Raw genomic sequence first — 17,891 nt, forward strand, 5'->3', positions numbered from 1 at the left:
CGGCGTTTTTGCCGGCGGCTTGCCGCGCTACACCCATCCTACGCCTTCGGCCCCCCTGACGTAGGATGGGTGTAGCGCGAGATCCCTTGGGCAAGAACCCGAATGCAGCGCGCGCGAAACCCATCGGACGCCGCCACGACTACACCCCCAGATACCGCTGCGCCAGCTCCGGCTGCGCGGCGAGTTCCGCGGGGCTGCCCTGCCAGACCACGCGGCCTTTTTCCAGCACGTGGTGGCGGTCGACCAGCGTGGCCATTTCCTTCAGGTTCTTGTCGATCACCAGGATGGTCTGGCCTTCCTCTTTCAGGCGGCGCAGGCAGTTCCAGATTTCCTGGCGGATCAGCGGCGCCAGCCCCTCGGTGGCTTCGTCCAGCACCAGCAGGCGCGGGTTGATGAGCAGCGCGCGGCCCACGGCCAGCATCTGCTGTTCGCCGCCGGACAGGGTGCGGGCCGACTGCGCGCGGCGTTCCTTCAGGCGCGGGAACAGCTCGAATACGCGTTCCACGTGCCAGCCCGCGCGGGTATTGCGGGCGGTGGCGACCAGGTTTTCCTCCACCGACAGCGAACCGAAAACGCGGCGGCCTTCGGGAACCAGGCCGATGCCCAGCTGCGCGATGCGGTGCGGGGGCAGGCCGGCGATGGGCTTGCCGTCGAGCAGGATGGCGCCGTCCTGGGCCGGCAGCATGCCCATGAGGGTCTTGACCGTGGTGGTCTTGCCCATGCCGTTGCGGCCGATCAGGGACACGACCTGGCGCGGCGCGATCTCGAGGTCCACGCCGAACAGCACTTTGCTTGCGCCGTAGCCGGCCTGCAATGCCTGGATTTGCAGCATCATTCCTCCTCGCCCAGATAGGCGGCGCGCACGTCGGGGTGGCGGCGCACCTCGTCCGGCGTGCCGGTGAAGATCGTCTTGCCGTAGACCAGCACGGTGATGCGGTCGGCCAGCGCGAAGACCGCGTCCATGTCGTGCTCCACCAGCAGGATGGCGTAGCGGCCCTTGAGTTCCCGCAGCAGCGCGGTCATGCGCTGCGATTCCTCCGCGCCCATGCCGGCCATGGGCTCGTCCAGGAGCAGCACCGACGCGTTCAGGGACAGCGCCATCGCCAGCTCCAGCTGGCGTTTCTCGCCGTGGGCCAGCGCCGAGACGCGCACGTCGCCGCGTCCGCCCAGGCCGACGCGTTCCAGCGCCTGGCGCGCGGGCTCGCGCAGCGGCGGCAGGCGGCGCGCGTTCTTCCAAAGATTGAAGCCGCCAGGGCTGTGCGCCTGCACCGCCATGGCGACGTTGTCCTCGGCGCTGAAGTCGGGATAGAGCTGGCTGATCTGGAAGGAACGGGCCAGCCCGGCGGCCGGCCGCTTGTGCGCCGGCATGCGGGTGATGTCGTGGCCGTCGAGCAGGATGCTGCCGGCGTCGGGCAGGATCTCGCCGCTGATCTGCGACAGCAGCGTGGTCTTGCCCGCGCCGTTGGGGCCGATCAGCGCATGCAGTTCGCCCGGCCGCACGGCCAGGTTGACGCCCTGCGTGGCGTGCACGGCGCCGAAGCGCTTCTGCAGGTCGCGGATCTCGAGTTTGGGTTGCTCAGCCATGATGCTTGCCTCCCGCCAGCCAGCCGTACACGCCGCGCTTGCCGAACAGCACCACCAGCACCAGCACCGGGCCCAGGATCAGCATCCAGTGCTCGGTCCAGGCCGTGGCGACCTGCTCCAGCCCCAGGTACACGGCCACGCCCAGCACCGGCCCGAAGATCGAGCCCATGCCGCCCAGGATGACCATGGCCATCAGTTCGCCGGATTTCTGCCACGCGGCCATGTCCGGACTGACGAAGAGCGCGTAGTTGGCCCACAGCGCGCCGGCCAGGCCGGTGCCGGCGGCCGACAGCACGAAGGCGGTGAGGCGGTAGCGCAGCGGCGCCAGGCCCAGGCCGACGCTGCGCCGCGGGTTCTGCCTGATGCTCTGCAGCGCCATGCCGAAAGGCGAATCGACGATGCGCCGGCAGGCCAGCACCCAGGCCGTCAGGAGCGCCAGGCAGACGTAGTAGAACGTGGCGGGATGGTTCATGTCCAGCCCGGGCAGGGTATTGCGCGCGTCGATCGACAGGCCGTCGTCGCCGCCGTAGACCATCAGGCCCACGAGGATGAAATACAGCATCTGCCCGAACGCCAGCGTGATCATGATGAACTGCACGCCCGAGGTGCGCAGCGACAGGAATCCCACCACCAGCCCGGCCAGCGCCGCGGCCGCGACGGCCAGCGGCCACATCACCAGCGCGGCTTCGCTGCCGCTCCAGCCGAACAGCGTATCGCCCTGGCTCATGTGAAAGCCGACGATGCCGATCACGTAGCCGCCCAGGCCGAAGAAGGCGGCGTGGCCGAAGCTGACCATGGCGCCGTAGCCCAGGATCAGGTCCAGGCTGACCGCGGCGATGGCGTAGATGAGAAAGCGGGTCATCAGGTTGACCAGGAAGGTCTCGCCCGTGGCCGACGCGATGGCCGGCACCAGGGCGAACAGCAGGAACCCGATCGTGTTGACGATCATTTTTCGAGTCATGGGTTTCGTTCCTAACGCTGGGCGGGCACCAGCCCGCGCGGCTTGAACAGCAGCACGATGGCCATCAGGATGTAGATGCTGGCCGACACCAGGCTGGAGCTGGCGGAATCGGACAGCTCGGGCGGCAGCAGCCGCGACATCCAGAACGGGATGTAGGCGCGTCCCAGCGCGTCGGTCATGCCGATCATGAGCGAGCCCGCCAGCGCGCCGCGCACCGAGCCCACGCCGCCCACCACGATGACCACGAAGGTCGTGATCAGGATGCGTTCGCCCATGCCGATCTCCACCGCCAGCAGGGGCGCGGCCATGACGCCGGCGAAGCCGCACAGCAGGGCGCCCAGCGTGAAGATCAGCGTGAACAGGCGCTGGATGTTCACGCCCAGCGCGTCGACCATCTCGCCGTCGTCGGCGCCGGCGCGCACCAGCATGCCGACGCGGGTGCGCGAGATCAGCAGCCACAGCCCGATCGCCACCAGCACGCCGGCGCCGATGAAGGCCAGCCGCATCACCGGATAGTTCAGGCCCGGCAGCAGCGCCACCGACCCCGACAGGAACGGCGGGATGTCCATGAAGGGCGGGCTGCGGCCGAACAGCACCGTGACCAGCTCGTTGGTGAACAGCGTCAGGCCCAGCGTGGCCAGCACCTGGTCCAGGTGGTCGCGGCGGTACAGGTGGCGGATCACCAGCAGCTCGACCACCAGGCCGTACAGGGCCGCGCCGGCGAGCGCGGCCAGCAGCGCCGCGGCGAACGAGCCGGTGGCGGCCGCGGCGCTGGCCGCGCAGAACGCGCCCACCATGTAGAACGAGCCGTGCGTGAGGTTGATGACGTTCATGATGCCGAACACCAGCGTCAAGCCCGCCGACAACAGGAACAGCAAGGCGCTGTATTGCAGGCCGTTCAAGACCTGCTCCAGGAACATCAGCATGGAAACTCCTTGTGGAGCGGGGCGGGGGCCGGCCGCTGCCGGCCCCCGTCCTGGCCTACATCTTGCATTGCGCCGCGTGCACGTCGGTGTGGTCGCGGGCGATGACCTTGAGGTTCTTGTAGGTCAGCTTGCCGTCCGGCCCGGCTTCGATGTGCAGCAGATACCAGTCCTGGACCGGATGCTGGTTGGGCCCGAACTTGAACTTGCCGCGCACGCTGGGGAAGTCGGCGCGGCGCAGCGCGGCGCGGAAGTCGTCGGCGCGGCCGGCGACGTCGCCGTCCACGGCCTTCAGCGCCGAGCCGATCAGGTTGGCGGTGTCGTAGGCCTGCGCGGCGTAGGCCGTGGGTGCGCGGTTGTAGGCCTTGGTGAAGGCTTCGACGAAGTGCCTGTTCTGCGGATTGTCCAGGTCGGCGCTCCACAGCGAGCTGAGGTAGAAGCCCGCGCCGGCGTTGCCGGTGGCGGCCAGCATGCGGTCGTCCATGGAGTAGATCGGCGTGATCATCTTGATCTGGCCGGCCAGTCCGGAATTGGCGAACTGCTTGGTCAGGTTGATGCCCGCGCCGCCCGGATGGAACTGGAAGATGGCGTCGGGCTTGAGCGAGCGGATGCGCGCCAGCTCCACCGAGAAGTCGGCCTGTTCCAGCTTGGTGTAGATCTCGTCGGCGATCTCGCCCTTGTAGGTGCGCTTGAAGCCGGCTACCGCGTCGCGTCCGGCCTGGTAGTTGGGCGCCATGATGACCACCCGCTTGGCGCCCAGCTCATTGGCCGCGATGCCCGCGGTGTCGGCGTAGGAGTCGTTCTGGAAGGCCACCGAGAAGTAGTTCGGGTTGCAGGCCTTGCCGGCGTAGTTCGACGGGCCGGCGTTGAGGCTGACGTAGAAGGCGCCGGCGTTCAGCACGGTGGGGCCGACCGCCGCCATCACGTTCGAGAAATTGATGCCGGTGAACAGGCGCACGCCGCTTTGCACCATCTTGTCGGCGATCTGCTTGGCGTTGGCGGGCTTGAGCGCATCGTCCTCCACGCGCAGGTCGACCGGCACGCCGCCCAGCTTGCCGCCGCCTTCCTTGATGGCCAGCATGAAGGCGTCGCGCTCGTCCTCGCCGATGTAGCCGGCCGGCGTGGACAGCGTGCCGATGAAGCCGATCTCCACCGGCTTGGGCTGCGCGGAGGCGGCGAACGAGGACAGCGCCAGCGCGAAGGCGGCGGCTGCGCCGCCTAAGGTCTTTTTCATGGTTGTCTCCTGAGTCTGTTTTTGTGTTTACTGCGCCGTATTCCCCGCGAGGCAGTTTTCCACTTTCCATCCGTACAGCCACTGCAACGCGTCGTAGAACTGGGACTGGCTGCGGCCGGTCCACAGCATGTTGCGCACGGTGCGTTCGACGCCCCGCGCGTGATAGAGCCTGCCCATCTCGCGGGTGGACCACACCACGCGCGCGCTGCGCGGGATGCGGACCGACTCGTAGAGGCGGAAGGCGGCTTGCAGGTCGTGGCCGCATCGGCGCACGGCCTCGCCCAGCGTCACCGCGTCCTCCAGCGCCATGCAGGCGCCCTGGGCCATGTACTGGGTCATGGGGTGGGCGGCGTCGCCCAGCAGCGTGGCGCGTCCCTGGCCCCAGCGTTCCACGGGCTCGCGGTCGGCGGTGGCCCAGCGTTTCCAGGAGGTGGGGCGGTCCAGCATCTGGCGCGGGCGCGGATGGATGCCCTCGAAGTAGGACAGCACCTCTTCCTTGCTGCCCTCGCGCACGCCCCATTGCTCCTGTTCGCGGCTGTGGAAGGTGACCACCAGGTTGTATTGCAGCCCGCCGCGCAAGGGGTAGTGCACCAGGTGGCAGTGCGGGCCGGCCCACAGCACCGGCGCGTTGATGCGCAGCTCTTCGGGCATGTTCTCGCGCTCGACCACGGCGCGGTAGACGACGTGGCCGGTCACGCGGGCCGGGTCGCCCACCATGTGTTCGCGGATCACGGACTTCACGCCGTCGGCGCCCACCAGCGCGTCGGCGCGGTAGCGGTTGCCTTCGGTGTCCGTCACTTCCACGCCCTTGCCGTCCTGCGACATCGCGGCGATCTGGGTGGAGGTGCGAAAGCGGATCAGCGGATTCTGCTGCACCGCCTCCAGTATCGACAGATGGATGTCGGCGCGGTGGATGACGGCGTAGGGGCCGCCGAAGCGCTCGCGGAACGCCTCGCCGGTGTCGATGCGCACCACTTCGTGGGCATCGACCGCGTCCATCATGATGATGTGGTCGGTGAACACGGCGCGTCCGCGCGCCGCCGCGCCCACGCCCAGCGCGTCCAGCGCCGCGAAGGCATTGGGGCCGAGCTGGATGCCGGCGCCGATCTCGCCGATATGGGCGGCCTGCTCCAGCAGCTGCACCGCGACGCCCTGGCGGGTCAGCGCCAGCGCGGCGGCCAGGCCGCCGATGCCGCCGCCGACGACGATGACGGATTGTCCGGTGGCTTGAGGGTTATTGCTTGCGTTCATGTTCGGCTTGCGCTCCGTTCAGTCCTGGCCGCCCAGGAAGGCGCCTTGCTGCCGCAGCTGGGCCTGCAGGGCGGAAATGGATATATCGGCCGGCGCGACGCCGGCGCGCAGCGCCATCGCCGCGGCGGTGCCCGCCGCTTCGCCCATCACGAAACAGCTGCCGCTCACGCGCGCGGCGGATTGGCCTTCGTGCGTCATGGAGGCGCAGCGCCCGGCCACCAGCACGTTGTCCGCCACGTCCGGGCCGGGGCGCGGCACCAGCATGCGAAACGGCAGCTGGTTGTAGCCGCGCGATTGCGGAATGGGCGGCCACAGCCACTGCACGTCGCCGGCGGTATGCATTTCCAGCGGCCAGCCGTTGACGCCGATGCTGTCCTCGAAGTCGGCGCAGCCCAGCACGTCGTCCTTGCTCAGCACCGCGGCGCCCACGAGCCGGCGCGTTTCGCGGATGCCGAGCTGGGGCGCGATGTCCAGCACATAGGCCTGCTCGAAGCCGGGCACTTTGGCGCGCAGGAACGCGAGGTACTGCACGATCTGGCGGCGGCCTTCCAGCTCGCCGGCCGACAGCGAGTCGGCGTCGGTGCCGTCGGCCGCGCTGCCGTCGGCGTTGGCCAGCTGGGTGACGTTGACGCGCCATTCATAGTCGTGCTTTTGCGGCCGCACGATGGCGCCGCGGCGCGGAAACGTGAACTCGCCGCTGGCGGCGGCCTGGTCCATCAGCTGCGGAATGGTTTTCCACGCCTCCTGGGCGCGCGCGCCGTCCACGTTGCCGACCTTGAACATCAGCGTGGGATAAAGCATGCGGCCGTGCTCATCGCCCTTTTCGAAAGGCAGGCCGGCCCAGCGCGCGATCTCGGCGTCGCCGGAGCAATCGATGAAGATGCGGGCCCGCACCGCGCAGCGCCCCGACTTGGTTTCCAGGAACAGCGCATCGGCCCGCCCGTCCTCGCCGCGCGACAGCCCCGTGGCCAGGGCATGGAACAGCACCTGCGCGCCGCTGGCCTGGACCATGTCGTCGGCGGCGCATTTGAAGGCCGAGATGTCGTAGGCCTGGGCGTGGATCTTGCCGAGGATGAGATGCGGGTCGTTCAGGCCGTCCATGGCGCGCATGCGGTCGAGCAGCTCGTCGGTCATGCCGTGCACGACCTGGCGGATGTCGCCGCGGACATTGGCGTGCAGCCCGCAGAAATTCGACACGCCGGCGGCCGTGCCCATGCCGCCGAGAAATCCGTAGCGCTCCGCCAGCAGCACGCGGGCGCCGTTGCGCGCCGCGCTGGCGGCGGCCAGCAGGCCGGCCGGTCCGCCGCCCAGCACGACGACGTCGAATTCGCCGTACAGCGGGGTCTGGCGGGCGGGTTCGGTGATGACCATCTGGTTCTCCTTGCGGGGGCCGGCGGCGCGTCCGTCGCCTTACTGCGCCTTGATGCCGAGCTTGCGGATCAGCGGCGCCCAGCGATTGAGCTCATCGTCCATATAGGCGCGGAATTCGGCCGGCGTGTCGCCCACCGGGTCCATGAACTGGGCCTGCAGCCGCTTGGCGACTTCAGGGTCGCGCACTGCCTGGATCAGGGCGTCGGACAGCTTCTTGCGCACGTCGGCGGGCGTCCTGGACGAGATCACGAAACCGATCCACGCCGAGCCTTCGATGTCCGGCACGCCGGCCTCGGCCAGCGTCGGGATGTCGGGCAGCAGGGCCGAGCGTTTGGAGGAGGTGACGGCCAGCGCCTTCAGGCGGCCGTCCTTCACCATGGGCATGACGGCGATGGGCGGCAGCGCGGCGAATTGCGTATCGCCCGACAGCAGCGAACTGAGCGCGGCCGGCGAGGACGGATAGGGAACGTGGGTGGCGCGCGCGCCGATTTGCTGCAGCATCAGTTCCACGGCCAGGTGCGAAACCGTGCCCGCGCCCGGCGACGGAAAGTTGTACTTGTCGGGGTTCTGCTTGAGCGCCTGCAGCAGCTGGCCCACGCTGCCGATGCCGGCCGCGGCGGGCACCACCAGCACGTTGGGCTGGTGCACCGCCAGCGTGAGCGGCGACAGGTCGGTGGCCGGCGCGTAGGGCAGCTTGTCGAAAAGCAGCGTGTTGTTGACCAGCGGCCCCGTGATGGACACGCCGAAGGTGTAGCCGTCGGGCTTGGCGTTGGCGATGGCGTAGGTGCCGATGTTGCCGCTGGCGCCCGGCTTGTTCTCGATGACGATGGCCTGGCCCAGAATGGCGCCGGCCTTCTCGCCGACGATGCGGGCCACCTGGTCGGGGCTGGAGCCCGGGCCGAACGGCACGATGGCCTTAAGCGGCTGGGCCGGCCAGGTTTGCGCATGCGCCGCGGCCAGCGGCCCCAGGGCGGCAAGCGCAAGCGCCAGCGCGCGGCGGGCGATGCGGCGCACGGGCAGGGCGGGGGCGGCCGGCGTCGAGAACTCAGGCATGGGTGTCTCCTCCCAGGTCTTGCATGGTGTCGAAGTACGTCTGCTCGTTGGCGATGAAGGCGGCGACCATCGCGCGGTAGGTGGCGTCGACCACCTGTTCCAGATTGGCGAAGCCCCGGTTGTGCGTCACGGCCAGCCGTCGCGCCTTGTCGTAGACCTGGGCCTGGCGGGCCGGCGCGCTGACCTGGAAGGCGTCGCGCTTGAAGCGCGCGGCGTCCTTGACGTACATGGCGCGTTCGGCGATCAGCTTCACGATCTCCTCGTCCAGCCGGTCGATGTTGGCGCGCACCTCGGCCAGCGTGGCGCACAGCGGCCGGTAGGCGGGATCGGTGTAGGCGCGCAGCGGCGCGCCCTGGGCGTCGGGTTCCCGGTTCGTCACTGGATGTAGTCCGGTTGGCGCGCCGGCGCGGCCTGCTGGAAGGCCGGCTGCGCGTTGCAGTGTTCGTGGACGCGCAGCACGCGCGGGTAGGGCGACAGGTCGCAGCCCATGCGCTGGGCGTTCGCCACCTGCGGCACCAGGCAGCAGTCGGCCAGCGTCGGCGCATCGCCGAAGCAGTACGCGCCGTGGCCGTGGCGGGCCAGCAGCGCCTCCACGGCGCCCAGGCCTTCGGCGATCCAGTGCCGGTACCAGTCGTTCCTCTGCTCCTCGGTCGCGCCCAGCACGTCCTTCAGATAGCGCAGGATGCGCATGTTGTTGACGGGATGGATGTCGCAGGAGATGGCGTCGGACAGCTCCAGCACGCGCGCGCGCTGCACGGTGTCGGCCGGGATCAGGCGCGGCTCGGGATGCTTGGCGTCCAGGTAGTCGATGATGGCCAGCGACTGCGACAGCCGGAACTCGCCGTCGACCAGCAGCGGCACGCCGGCCGAAGGATTCAGGGCCACGTAGTCGGCGCCGCGCTGTTCCAGCTTGCGCAGGTTCACGGCCAGGTAGTCGTAGGGCAGCCCCTTGAGCGCCAGCGCGATGCGCACGCGGTAGGAGGTGGAGCTGTTGAAGAAGCTGTGGAGTTGCATGGGATGGGTAGGGTCGAGTGGGTGGTCCGTGGAAGGATCGGGGCCCGCGCCGCTATTGCGCGGTGATTCCGGTTCGGGCGACGACGTCGTCCCAGCGTTTGGCGTCGCGGGCGATCAGGGCGCCGAACTCGGCTGGGGTCGAGGTGGCGGGGACCATGCCCTGCGCATCGAATGCGGCGGCGGTGGCCGGTGTCTTGAGGATGCCGTTGATCTCGCGGTTCATGCGGTCGAGGATGGCCGCCGGCGTGCCCCGGGGCGCCAGCACGCCGTACCACATGTCCACGTCCGCGCCTTGCAGGCCGGCCTCGGTCAGGATGGGCGTGTCGGGCAGCTGCGGCAGGCGCCTGGGGCTGCCGGTGGCGATCACTTTGAGCTTCCCGGCCTGCACCTGCGGCAGCGCCACGTGCACTGGCAGGAACATATAGTCCAGCCGGCCGCCGAGCATGTCGGTGACCGCGCCCGAGGTGCCCTTGTAGGGGACGTGCAGCATGGCGGCGCCGGTGCGGTCCAGGAACAGCGCCATCGACAGGTGATGGGGCGTGCCCACGCCCGGCGTTCCGTAGCTGAGCTTGCCGGGCGCGGCCTTGGCTGCCTGGACCACGTCGGCAACCGTGTTGGCGGGATTGGAAGGATGCGTCACCAGCAGCAGGGAGCCCCAGGATGTCAGGCCCACGGGCGCGAAATCCTTCAGCGGGTCGAACCGCAGCTTGCCCTTGTAGAGGCTGCTGTTCATGACAAACGTGTTCACCGTCACCAGGAAGGTGTAGCCGTCGGGGGCGGCGCGCGCCGCTTTTTCGGTGCCGATGTTGCCGCTGGCGCCCGCCAGGTTTTCGACCACGACCGGCTGGCCCAGCGTCCGCGGCAGGCTGGCGGCCAGCTGGCGGGCGATCAGGTCGATGCCGGTGCCCGGCGTGAAGGGCACGATCAGCGTGACCGGGCGCTCAGGCCAGGATGCGGCGTGGCCGGCGGCGCAGCCGAAAGCGAATGCCGCCGTGGCCAGGATGCGTATGAGCTTGCGCATGGTTCGTCTCCATTCTTTCGGCCGGTCGGGCGCCGGCTTGGGGCGCGTACTACACGTAGGGAGGCCGCGCTTTCAGCGCGGCCGGGTCGAAGCCCGCCACCTCCTTGTAGCGGCGCGATATTCCTTCCAGTTCTTCGTGGCCGATGACGTCTTCGATCCTGGCGTAGGGCCGGTCCGCCGAACGCAGGTGGACTTCGCGCAGGATCGCGTCGGGCGGGTTGCTGCGGTTGGTCAGCACGACCCGGGTGGTGGCCTCGACGCGGACACGGTCGTAGTGCTGCAAGGCTTCGGGCTCCAGGCCGACGCGCTTGAGCTGGCCGGTCAGGTAGCGGGCGTCGACCACGGCCTGGCCGGCGCCATTGGAGCCGCGCGGCACCATGGGGTGGGCGGCGTCGCCGAGCAGGGTCATGCGGCCGCGCGTCCAGGTGGGCAGCGGGTCCTGGTCCACCATCGGATATTCCAGGATCGAGTCGGCGTCCTGGATCAGGCGCGCGACGTCCAGCCAGTCGAAATGCCAGTCGGCGAAAGCCGGGAAAAAATCTTCCAGCCGGCCGCTGCGGTTCCAGTCGCGCACGGCGGGTTCGGCAGCCTCGATCTCGGCCACCCAGTTCACCAGCTGGTTGCCCGCCGCGTCGATGTTGTCGCGGATCGGATAGATCACCATCTTGCCGGTGGACAGCCAGCCGGCGCGCACCATGCTGGCGCCGGACAGAAAGGGCTTGCAGCGCGTGGTGCCGCGCCACATGTTCACGCCGGAATAGCGCGGGGCGCCTTCCTGCGGATAAAGCTGCTTGCGCAGGGCCGAGTGGATGCCGTCGCAACCCACCGCGATGCGGCCGCGCACCGGGGGCAGGGCATTGCCGTCGTTGTCCTGGAAGCGCGCCGTGACGGAATCGGCGTCCTGTTCCACGCCGGTGCAGCGCGCATCGACGACCACGCTGTCGTGGCCCAGGCGCTCGCGCACGGCGCCCAGCAGCGCCATTTGCAGATCGCCGCGGTGGATGGAATATTGCGGCCAGTCATAGCCGGCGTCGATGCCGGCGGGCTCGCTGTAGATGAATTGCCCATGCCGCGTGTAGAACACCGATTCACGCGTGCGCACGGCGATGCGGTCGAGCACGGGCAGCAGGCCCAGTTCGTCCAGCTCGCGCGTGGCGTGGGGCAGCAGATTGATGCCCACGCCCAAGGGCCTGATTTCGCGCACCGCCTCATAGACGCGGCAGGCGATGCCGGCCTGGTGCAGGCTCAGCGCCAGGACCAGGCCGCCGACCCCGGCACCGATGATGACCACATCGGTATCTGTTTTCATGGCTACGCCACCTGCACGCTGAGCGTGCCCAAGCCGTCGACGCCGCCGACCATGCGGTCGCCGCGCACCACCGGGCCCACGCCCTCGGGCGTGCCCGTGTAGATCAGGTCGCCGGGCTCCAGGCGGAAGTAGCGGGAAAGATAGGAGACCGTTTCGGCGACCGACCAGATCAGCTTGCCGATGTCGCTGCGCTGCTTGTCGGCGCCGTTGACCTGCAGCCAGATGGCGGCGCGGCCGATGTCGGGCACCGAGGCGGCGGGGTGCAGCGGGCCGATGGGGCCGCTCTGGTCGAAGGCCTTGCCCAGTTCCCAGGGGCGGCCGGCTTCGCGCATTTTCATCTGCAGGTCGCGGCGCGTCATGTCCAGGCCCACGGCATAGCCCCAGACGTGTTCGAGCGCCTGTTCGACCGGGATGTCCGCGCCGCCGCGGCCGATGGCCGCCACCAGTTCGATCTCATAGTGGAAGTTGGCGGTCTCGGGCGGGTAGGGCAGCGTGAGCGTGCTGCCTTCGGCCACCGGCACCACGGCGTCGGCCGGCTTGCAGAAGAAGAACGGCGGTTCGCGGTCGGGATCGAAGCCCATTTCGCGGGCGTGGGCGGCGTAGTTGCGGCCCACGCAATAGACGCGGCGCACCGGGAAGCGCTGGTCGCTGCCGGCCACGGGCACGGCGACGGGAGCGGCGGGATCGAAGACGTAAGACATGGATCACCCAAGGAATGGATACGGATACGGGAAGGCCGCCGCCGGCGCGCCGGGCGCGGCGGCGAGGAAAATCTCAGCCGTTGCGGGCTTCGCGCCAGACGCCCAGCGCGTCCTGCACCGGACGGTCGGAGTAGCTGAAGAGCGTGGCGTCTTCCAGCGCGGCCAGCTCCACCGGCGCCCACGACGGCGCGACGAACACGTCGCGCGGACCGAAGTGGAACTCCTGCTCGCCGATGCGGGCGGTGCCGCGGCCCTCGACCACGCTATAGACGGTGGAATCGGTGCTGCGGTAGGGCTTGCCCTGGAAGCCGGCCGGCAGCAGCTGCATGAAGGTCGCCATCGTCGGCATCGGATAGCCGCCGGTGGCCGGATTCAGGTAGCGCAGCTTCACGCCGTCCCAGGGGTCGAGCTCGCCGTGGCGGTAGAGCTGGTCCAGCGCCTCGCGGCTGCGCTCGTAGGGATAGTTGAAGATGGGCGAGGTGCCGCCGGCGGCCTGGTGGCGCACCGGCATCATGTTGTGGCCGTAGCGCGCCATGCTGTCGCCTTCGGGGCGGGTCACGGGCTGGGTGGCGGCGGGGTAGTTCTCGGCGAAGCCCGCGTCCAGGAAGCGCAGCAGCGGGATGTCCAGGCCGTCCAGCCACACCACCGGCTCGCCGCCCTCGGCGGTCTCGGCGTTGCCGTGGTCGTGCCAGGTCCAGGAGGGCGTGATGATGAAGTCGCCCGGGTGCATGGTGGTGCGTTCGCCATTGACGGCCGTGTAGGCCCCGCGGCCTTCGACGATGAAGCGCAGCGCCGATTGCGTGTGGCGGTGGCTGGGCGCGATTTCGCCGGGCAGGATCAGCTGCAGGCCGGCGTACAGGCTTTGCGTGATGCTGGCCTGGCCGGGCAGGCCGGGGTTTTCCAGGATCAGCACGCGCCGCACCGCTTCCTCGGCGCTGATGAGCGAGCCCGAGGCCATGACGTCGTCGCGCACTTCATCGTATTTCCAGATCGCCGGCACGCAGCGCGGCGCGGGTTCGCGCGGCACCAGGTTGTGCAGCGACTCCCACAGGGGAGCCATGTTCTTCTTGGCGATGCGCGCGTAATACGCGGCGCGATCGGCGGCGGGAAGGCGGCCGTCTTGCATGTCTCGTCTCCGGAATATCCGGCTGGCGCCGGGCCGCTCGTGTGGCGGCTGTGTCCTTATATGGAAACGATTATGCGCAAGGCAGCTATGTGTTTTGAAATGAATTTATCTTATTATCCATACAAAGAAGAATATACATACCGAGACAAACGAGGGCCTGTATGGACTGGACCCATCGATTGCGCCTGCGCAATCTGAAAATGCTGCTCAGCCTGGCCCAGACCCGTAACATCAGCCACTCGGCCGCGATGCTCAACACCACGCAGCCGGGCCTGTCCAAGTGGCTGAAGGATCTGGAAGACGACATCGGGCTGCCGCTGTTCGAACGCCACGCCCGCGGCCTGCGGCCGACGCCGCACGGCGACGTGCTGATCGCGCACGCGCAGCGGGTCGAGGCCCAGCTCGACCGCGCCAGCGCGGACATGGCTGCGCTGCGCGAAGGCGGCGGCGGCCGGGTGGTGATCGGCGCGTCCGGCGCATCGGCCTCGGACACCGTGCCGCTGGCGGTCCTGAAACTGCTGGAGCGCATGCCGCAGGCGCGCGTCAAACTGGTCGAGGGCACCACCGACCTGCTGCTGGGCCAGCTGGCGCAGGGCGACCTGGACATCGTGGTGGGCCGCTCCGCGCCCGAATACCACGACCCCGCCATCCGCTTCGAGGCCCTGTACCTGGAGCCCATCCACCTGGTGGCGCGGCCGCGCCATCCGCTGTTCTCGATCGAGCAGCCGTCCTGGCAGGACCTGCTTTCGTATCGCTGGATACTCTGGCCCAAGGGCACGCCGATCCGCAACGCCGTGGACGCGGCGCTGGCGGCGGCGGGGCAGGCGCCGCCGCCCGATCACGTGGAATCCAATTCGGTGACCGTCAACCTCACCCTCATCAACAACAGCGACATGATAGGCGTGGCCTCGCATCGCGCCGCGCTGCGGTTCACGCAGATGCGGGCCATGCGCGTCATTCCGGTGCGGCTGTCCGGCTTCGGCTCGGTGGCGATGTACTGGCGCGAGGACCAGTTCCGCCCGCTCGCGGTGCAGCAGGCCATGGCCGCGCTGCGCAATACCGTCGCGGAACACGCTTCGGGCGCGGCGAGGGTGTGATGGACCGCCCGGCCGCGGGCCTGAACGCGCTGATCGCGCAATGCCGCAGGCTGGAGGCTGCCTTGTCCGGACGCGAAGACCCGGCCGCCTCGGCCGCGATGCACCGCTTCGTCGAGGCCATGGACGCCTACCGCGCGCCGCCGGGCATGTGGTCGCCGCTGGCGCTGGCGGTGCTGGTGATGACCGGCGGGCTGGGCGTGGGGATCGGGCTGCTGGACCTGCTGCTGCATGGCGCAGGATCGGCGCTGGCGGCCTTCGCGCTGGTGCTGGTCTGTGCCGGTATGGCGCTGGCCCTGGCGATCGGCGTGGTCTCGTTCATGGGCGGCTACGCATACGGCCTGGTGCTGCTCAGGCGGCTGGCCCTGGGCCTGATCGTCGTCGGTCTGCTGGGCGTGATCGCCTGGATGCAGGGCGACATGCACGCGGTCGGCCCGGTGGTGGCGCTGCTGGGCGGACTGGGCGCCTGGCTGGTGCTGAATTGCAACGGCTTTTATGTGTTCGTCGGGTACCAGATGGCGCGGCGTTATCTGGAGCGGCGGCGGTAAGGGTAGTGCGGGAACGTGTCGGGCGGTCAGGTCGAGCTTGGCCACAGCCGGGCGAAATCGAAGGAAAGCTGGCGATGGTGACGAATGGACAGCAGGTACGCCGTGGCATCGGCCTCGACGCATGCGTAAAGCAGCAGGTAGTCGCCATGCAGGTATTCGCGTAGCGCATCTGCGGCGCCCATCGGTAAGGCAGCAAGTTGAGCCAGCGCTTCGGCGGACTGAGGTGGATTGTCCAGATAACGCCGACCGACGCGCGGAAATCGCGCAAGGTTTGGGATGACCGTGGTGCGAAGTTCGTTGAGCAAGTGATCGAATGCAAATGCGGCATCTGCATCGACCAGGAATGCTTCTATGCTTTCCAGCCGCTCCAGGAAGCTTGTGGTCAGTTCGACCCGGTAAGCCTTTTCAGCCACGCTTTTTAGCCGCTTTGCCGGTTTCGGCGCGGCGCTGCTGAAGGCGAGCTATGGCGGTGTCAGCTTCGTGCGTGCGTCCTGCCTCAATATCCGCCAAACCGCGCTTGGCATCTTCGATCATTAGCAGGTGGATACGCTCGCGCTCCAACCGGTGGTAGTAGTCCAGTCGGTCGGAGTCGATTAGCGCGACGTAGCTTTCGCCGTTCTTGGTGATGATTTTCTCGGCGCCCGCCTTGGCCTGCTCTGCCAACTCGGACAGATTGGCGCGGGCCTGGGTGAATGGCACCACATCGCGAGCAGAAAAGGCCATGATCCACCTCTTGAGCAGTGTTTACAGAATTCTGTGCAGAATTTTACCTTGAGTCCTTCCTGTGGGAAACCCGTCCCGGCGCCGTTTGCGCGACCCGGACTGGGTTTCAAATGCCCTGCGGGCGCACGGCCATGTCGATTCCCAGCGCCTTCATGACGGCAAGCCTTGGGCGCGCGCGACCACACCGATGGCCTTGTCGATATAGCCGGCGTCGCCTGTTTCCAGGGCGTCCGTTAGGAATTCCACAATGGCCTCCGGACTGGCGAGGTAGTCGGCGGGATCGAATTCAGTGAATGTTTCAGTCATGCTGCGCTCTCCATGTCTGCAAAATCCGATGTTGCCTCAACCGGGCAGTGTTTGGCGGTCATATTTAGCCGGGTCACAGCCAGGCGATGACGAATCGGTCGGATAAAGGTGCTTGCTAAAAAAGACCTGGATCGTCTTGCCAGAAAGGGACTGCTGGTTTTCGACCCGGACCGACCGCTCGCGCCTACTTCGCCGCCACCTGGTCCGGCGGCACGGGGTTGTCCCAGCCGCCGCCGATGGCGCGGATCAGGCCTACCGCCGAGCGCGCCTGTTCGCCGCTGAGCTGCACCGCCACGCGCTGTTGCAGCAGCACGCTGCGGTCGGCTTCGATCACGTCGAGGTAGCTGATGGAGCCTTCGCGGTACTGGGTGTGCGAGAGCCGGGCGGCGCGCGCGGCGGATTCGACGGCGGCGTCCTGGGCGCGGGTCTGGTCGGCCAGGATGCGCAGGTTGGCCAGGTTGTCTTCCACTTCGCGGAAGGCGTTGAGCACGGTCTGGCGATAGCTGGCGACGTCTTCCTCGTAGACGGCGCGGGCGCGGTCCAGGCCGGCCTGGCGGCGTCCGCCGTCGAAGATCGGCATGGACAGCGCGGCGCCGACCAGCGGGCCGAGCAGGAAGGTGCGGCTGGACCACTGGAAGAGGTTGCCCAGTTCCGAGGACTCATAGCCGAAGGCGCCGGTGATGTCCAGGCGCGGGAAGAACGCCGACTTGGCCGCGCCGACGCGGGCGTTGGCGGCCGCCATCGCGCGTTCGGCGGCGGCGATGTCGGGGCGCCGCTCAAGCAGGGCCGACGGCAGGCCGGCCGGGATGGACAGCGCCACTTTCTGGATCGGCTGCGGCGGCATGGTGAATTCCGACGGCGCGCGGCCCAGTAGCACCGCCAGCGCATGCTCGGACGCGGCGCGGCGGCGTTCGATGCCGAGCGCTTCCGATTGCGCGCTGGCCAGTTCGGTCTTGGCGCGGGCCAGGTCCAGTTCGCTGATGTCGCCGGCGTCGTAGCGGCGCTGGATCAGTTGCAGCGTGTCCATGCGCAGCTTGACGGTCTGGCGGTAGAGCTGCGATTCGGCGTCCTGTTCGCGCACCAGGAAGTAGGTGGTGGCGACGTCGGCCTGCAGCGCCAGCAGCACCGAGCGGTACAGCGCTTCGCTTTGCTGGGCGTCAGCGCTGGCGGCGTCGTAGGTCGAGGCCACGCGGCCGAACAGGTCGGCCTCGTAAGAGACCATGCCCTGGGCGCGCCAGGTGGTCACCGGACTGGTGTCGGCGCCGTCCGGCAGGCCTTGCGAGACGGCCGAGGGACGCTGGCGGTTGGGGCCGAAGGCGGCGTCCAGCGTGGGGAAAAAGCCCGAGCGGGCTTCGCGCTGCAGCGCGCGCGCCTGGGTCAGGCGCGCGGCGGCGGCCTGCAGGTTCTGGTTGGCGCGCTGGGCTTCTTCTTCCAGCTGGTTCAGGCCTTCGTCGTTGAATACCTTCCACCAGGCGCCGCGCAGCGCCTCTTCCGAGGGCTCGGCGGGTTTCCAGGTGCCGGCCTCGGAGGCGGGCAGGGCGGCTTCCTTGTAGGCCGCGGGCACGGCGGCCGAGGGCCGCTCGTAGGTCGGGCCCACCGCGCAGCCGGCCAGCGCGAGCAGGAGGGCAAGCAGGGCGGAACCGCGGGTCAGTCTTTGGATCATGATGGCTAA

Annotated in this window: 20 protein-coding genes; 2 read left to right on the top strand and 18 right to left on the bottom strand. The window is 68.7% G+C overall.

Translation table 11 applies throughout. From position 1 onward, the window contains the following. Positions 1 to 139: 139 nt before the first annotated feature. The 14 genes from AC1IQ6_RS02450 to gtdA all read right to left on the bottom strand — a co-directional run bounded on the left by AC1IQ6_RS02450 (position 140) and on the right by gtdA (position 13,548). Positions 140 to 832, bottom strand: coding sequence for an ABC transporter ATP-binding protein (locus AC1IQ6_RS02450; protein WP_111826028.1), 693 nt, complete (start codon positions 830 to 832; stop codon positions 140 to 142). Beyond that, positions 832 to 1,584: an ABC transporter ATP-binding protein gene (locus AC1IQ6_RS02455; protein WP_102773343.1), complete on the bottom strand. Its 753-nt coding sequence runs from the start codon at positions 1,582 to 1,584 to the stop codon at positions 832 to 834. The genes AC1IQ6_RS02450 and AC1IQ6_RS02455 overlap by 1 nt, the downstream gene beginning before the upstream one ends. Beyond that, complete coding sequence (locus tag AC1IQ6_RS02460; RefSeq protein WP_102773344.1) at positions 1,577 to 2,545, bottom strand: branched-chain amino acid ABC transporter permease; 969 nt, start codon at positions 2,543 to 2,545, stop codon at positions 1,577 to 1,579. The genes AC1IQ6_RS02455 and AC1IQ6_RS02460 overlap by 8 nt, the downstream gene beginning before the upstream one ends. Positions 2,546 to 2,556: 11 nt before the next feature. After that, positions 2,557 to 3,471 (bottom strand): branched-chain amino acid ABC transporter permease, encoded by a 915-nt coding sequence (locus AC1IQ6_RS02465; RefSeq protein WP_102773345.1) that lies wholly within the window; start codon positions 3,469 to 3,471, stop codon positions 2,557 to 2,559. A gap of 55 nt (positions 3,472 to 3,526) precedes the next feature. Then, positions 3,527 to 4,702 (bottom strand): ABC transporter substrate-binding protein, encoded by a 1,176-nt coding sequence (locus AC1IQ6_RS02470; protein WP_485865751.1) that lies wholly within the window; start codon positions 4,700 to 4,702, stop codon positions 3,527 to 3,529. Between the two features lie 27 nt (positions 4,703 to 4,729). Beyond that, a complete protein-coding gene (locus AC1IQ6_RS02475) occupies positions 4,730 to 5,953 on the bottom strand; it encodes a 3-hydroxybenzoate 6-monooxygenase (protein ID WP_102773347.1) in 1,224 nt (407 codons plus the stop codon). 18 nt (positions 5,954 to 5,971) lie between these two features. Continuing rightward, on the bottom strand, positions 5,972 to 7,324 hold the full coding sequence (locus tag AC1IQ6_RS02480; RefSeq protein ID WP_485865752.1) for an FAD-dependent oxidoreductase: 1,353 nt from the start codon (positions 7,322 to 7,324) through the stop codon (positions 5,972 to 5,974). Between the two features lie 39 nt (positions 7,325 to 7,363). Beyond that, complete coding sequence (locus tag AC1IQ6_RS02485) at positions 7,364 to 8,377, bottom strand: Bug family tripartite tricarboxylate transporter substrate binding protein (RefSeq protein WP_485865753.1); 1,014 nt, start codon at positions 8,375 to 8,377, stop codon at positions 7,364 to 7,366. Continuing rightward, entirely contained in the window at positions 8,370 to 8,756 is a 387-nt protein-coding gene (locus AC1IQ6_RS02490) for a chorismate mutase (RefSeq protein ID WP_111826022.1), read from the bottom strand. Before AC1IQ6_RS02490 ends, AC1IQ6_RS02485 begins: the two co-directional genes overlap by 8 nt. After that, positions 8,753 to 9,391, bottom strand: a complete 639-nt coding sequence (gene maiA / locus AC1IQ6_RS02495; protein ID WP_485865754.1) for a maleylacetoacetate isomerase — start codon at positions 9,389 to 9,391, stop codon at positions 8,753 to 8,755. The genes AC1IQ6_RS02490 and maiA overlap by 4 nt, the downstream gene beginning before the upstream one ends. A gap of 52 nt (positions 9,392 to 9,443) precedes the next feature. Then, positions 9,444 to 10,412, bottom strand: a complete 969-nt coding sequence (locus AC1IQ6_RS02500; RefSeq protein ID WP_485865755.1) for a tripartite tricarboxylate transporter substrate binding protein — start codon at positions 10,410 to 10,412, stop codon at positions 9,444 to 9,446. A gap of 49 nt (positions 10,413 to 10,461) precedes the next feature. Further along, positions 10,462 to 11,721 carry a flavin-dependent oxidoreductase gene (locus AC1IQ6_RS02505; protein WP_485865756.1) on the bottom strand — a complete coding sequence of 420 codons (1,260 nt, stop codon included), beginning with the start codon at positions 11,719 to 11,721 and terminating at the stop codon, positions 10,462 to 10,464. Positions 11,722 to 11,723: 2 nt separating this feature from the next. Next, entirely contained in the window at positions 11,724 to 12,422 is a 699-nt protein-coding gene (locus AC1IQ6_RS02510) for a fumarylacetoacetate hydrolase family protein (RefSeq protein WP_102773354.1), read from the bottom strand. Between the two features lie 73 nt (positions 12,423 to 12,495). Continuing rightward, on the bottom strand, positions 12,496 to 13,548 hold the full coding sequence (gene gtdA / locus AC1IQ6_RS02515; protein ID WP_111826021.1) for a gentisate 1,2-dioxygenase: 1,053 nt from the start codon (positions 13,546 to 13,548) through the stop codon (positions 12,496 to 12,498). Positions 13,549 to 13,709: 161 nt separating this feature from the next. On the opposite strand from gtdA, the gene AC1IQ6_RS02520 reads away from it, so the two are divergent. Both AC1IQ6_RS02520 and AC1IQ6_RS02525 read left to right on the top strand, forming a co-directional pair. Continuing rightward, entirely contained in the window at positions 13,710 to 14,645 is a 936-nt protein-coding gene (locus AC1IQ6_RS02520) for a LysR substrate-binding domain-containing protein (RefSeq protein WP_479730896.1), read from the top strand. Beyond that, positions 14,645 to 15,190, top strand: a complete 546-nt coding sequence (locus AC1IQ6_RS02525; protein WP_485865757.1) for a hypothetical protein — start codon at positions 14,645 to 14,647, stop codon at positions 15,188 to 15,190. The genes AC1IQ6_RS02520 and AC1IQ6_RS02525 overlap by 1 nt, the downstream gene beginning before the upstream one ends. A gap of 26 nt (positions 15,191 to 15,216) precedes the next feature. Here AC1IQ6_RS02525 and AC1IQ6_RS02530 read toward each other — a convergent pair whose 3' ends face one another. From AC1IQ6_RS02530 to AC1IQ6_RS02545, 4 genes are all read right to left on the bottom strand, one after another. After that, entirely contained in the window at positions 15,217 to 15,603 is a 387-nt protein-coding gene (locus tag AC1IQ6_RS02530) for a type II toxin-antitoxin system RelE/ParE family toxin (RefSeq protein ID WP_479730898.1), read from the bottom strand. After that, positions 15,596 to 15,913, bottom strand: coding sequence for a type II toxin-antitoxin system Phd/YefM family antitoxin (locus AC1IQ6_RS02535; RefSeq protein WP_209164675.1), 318 nt, complete (start codon positions 15,911 to 15,913; stop codon positions 15,596 to 15,598). Before AC1IQ6_RS02535 ends, AC1IQ6_RS02530 begins: the two co-directional genes overlap by 8 nt. A gap of 150 nt (positions 15,914 to 16,063) precedes the next feature. Then, positions 16,064 to 16,219 (bottom strand): helix-turn-helix domain-containing transcriptional regulator, encoded by a 156-nt coding sequence (locus AC1IQ6_RS02540; RefSeq protein WP_210405797.1) that lies wholly within the window; start codon positions 16,217 to 16,219, stop codon positions 16,064 to 16,066. A gap of 184 nt (positions 16,220 to 16,403) precedes the next feature. Then, positions 16,404 to 17,882, bottom strand: coding sequence for an efflux transporter outer membrane subunit (locus AC1IQ6_RS02545; protein ID WP_102773358.1), 1,479 nt, complete (start codon positions 17,880 to 17,882; stop codon positions 16,404 to 16,406). Positions 17,883 to 17,891 lie beyond the last annotated feature (9 nt).

The sequence above is a fragment of the Achromobacter sp. MUI-25009338 genome, from assembly GCF_057359325.1.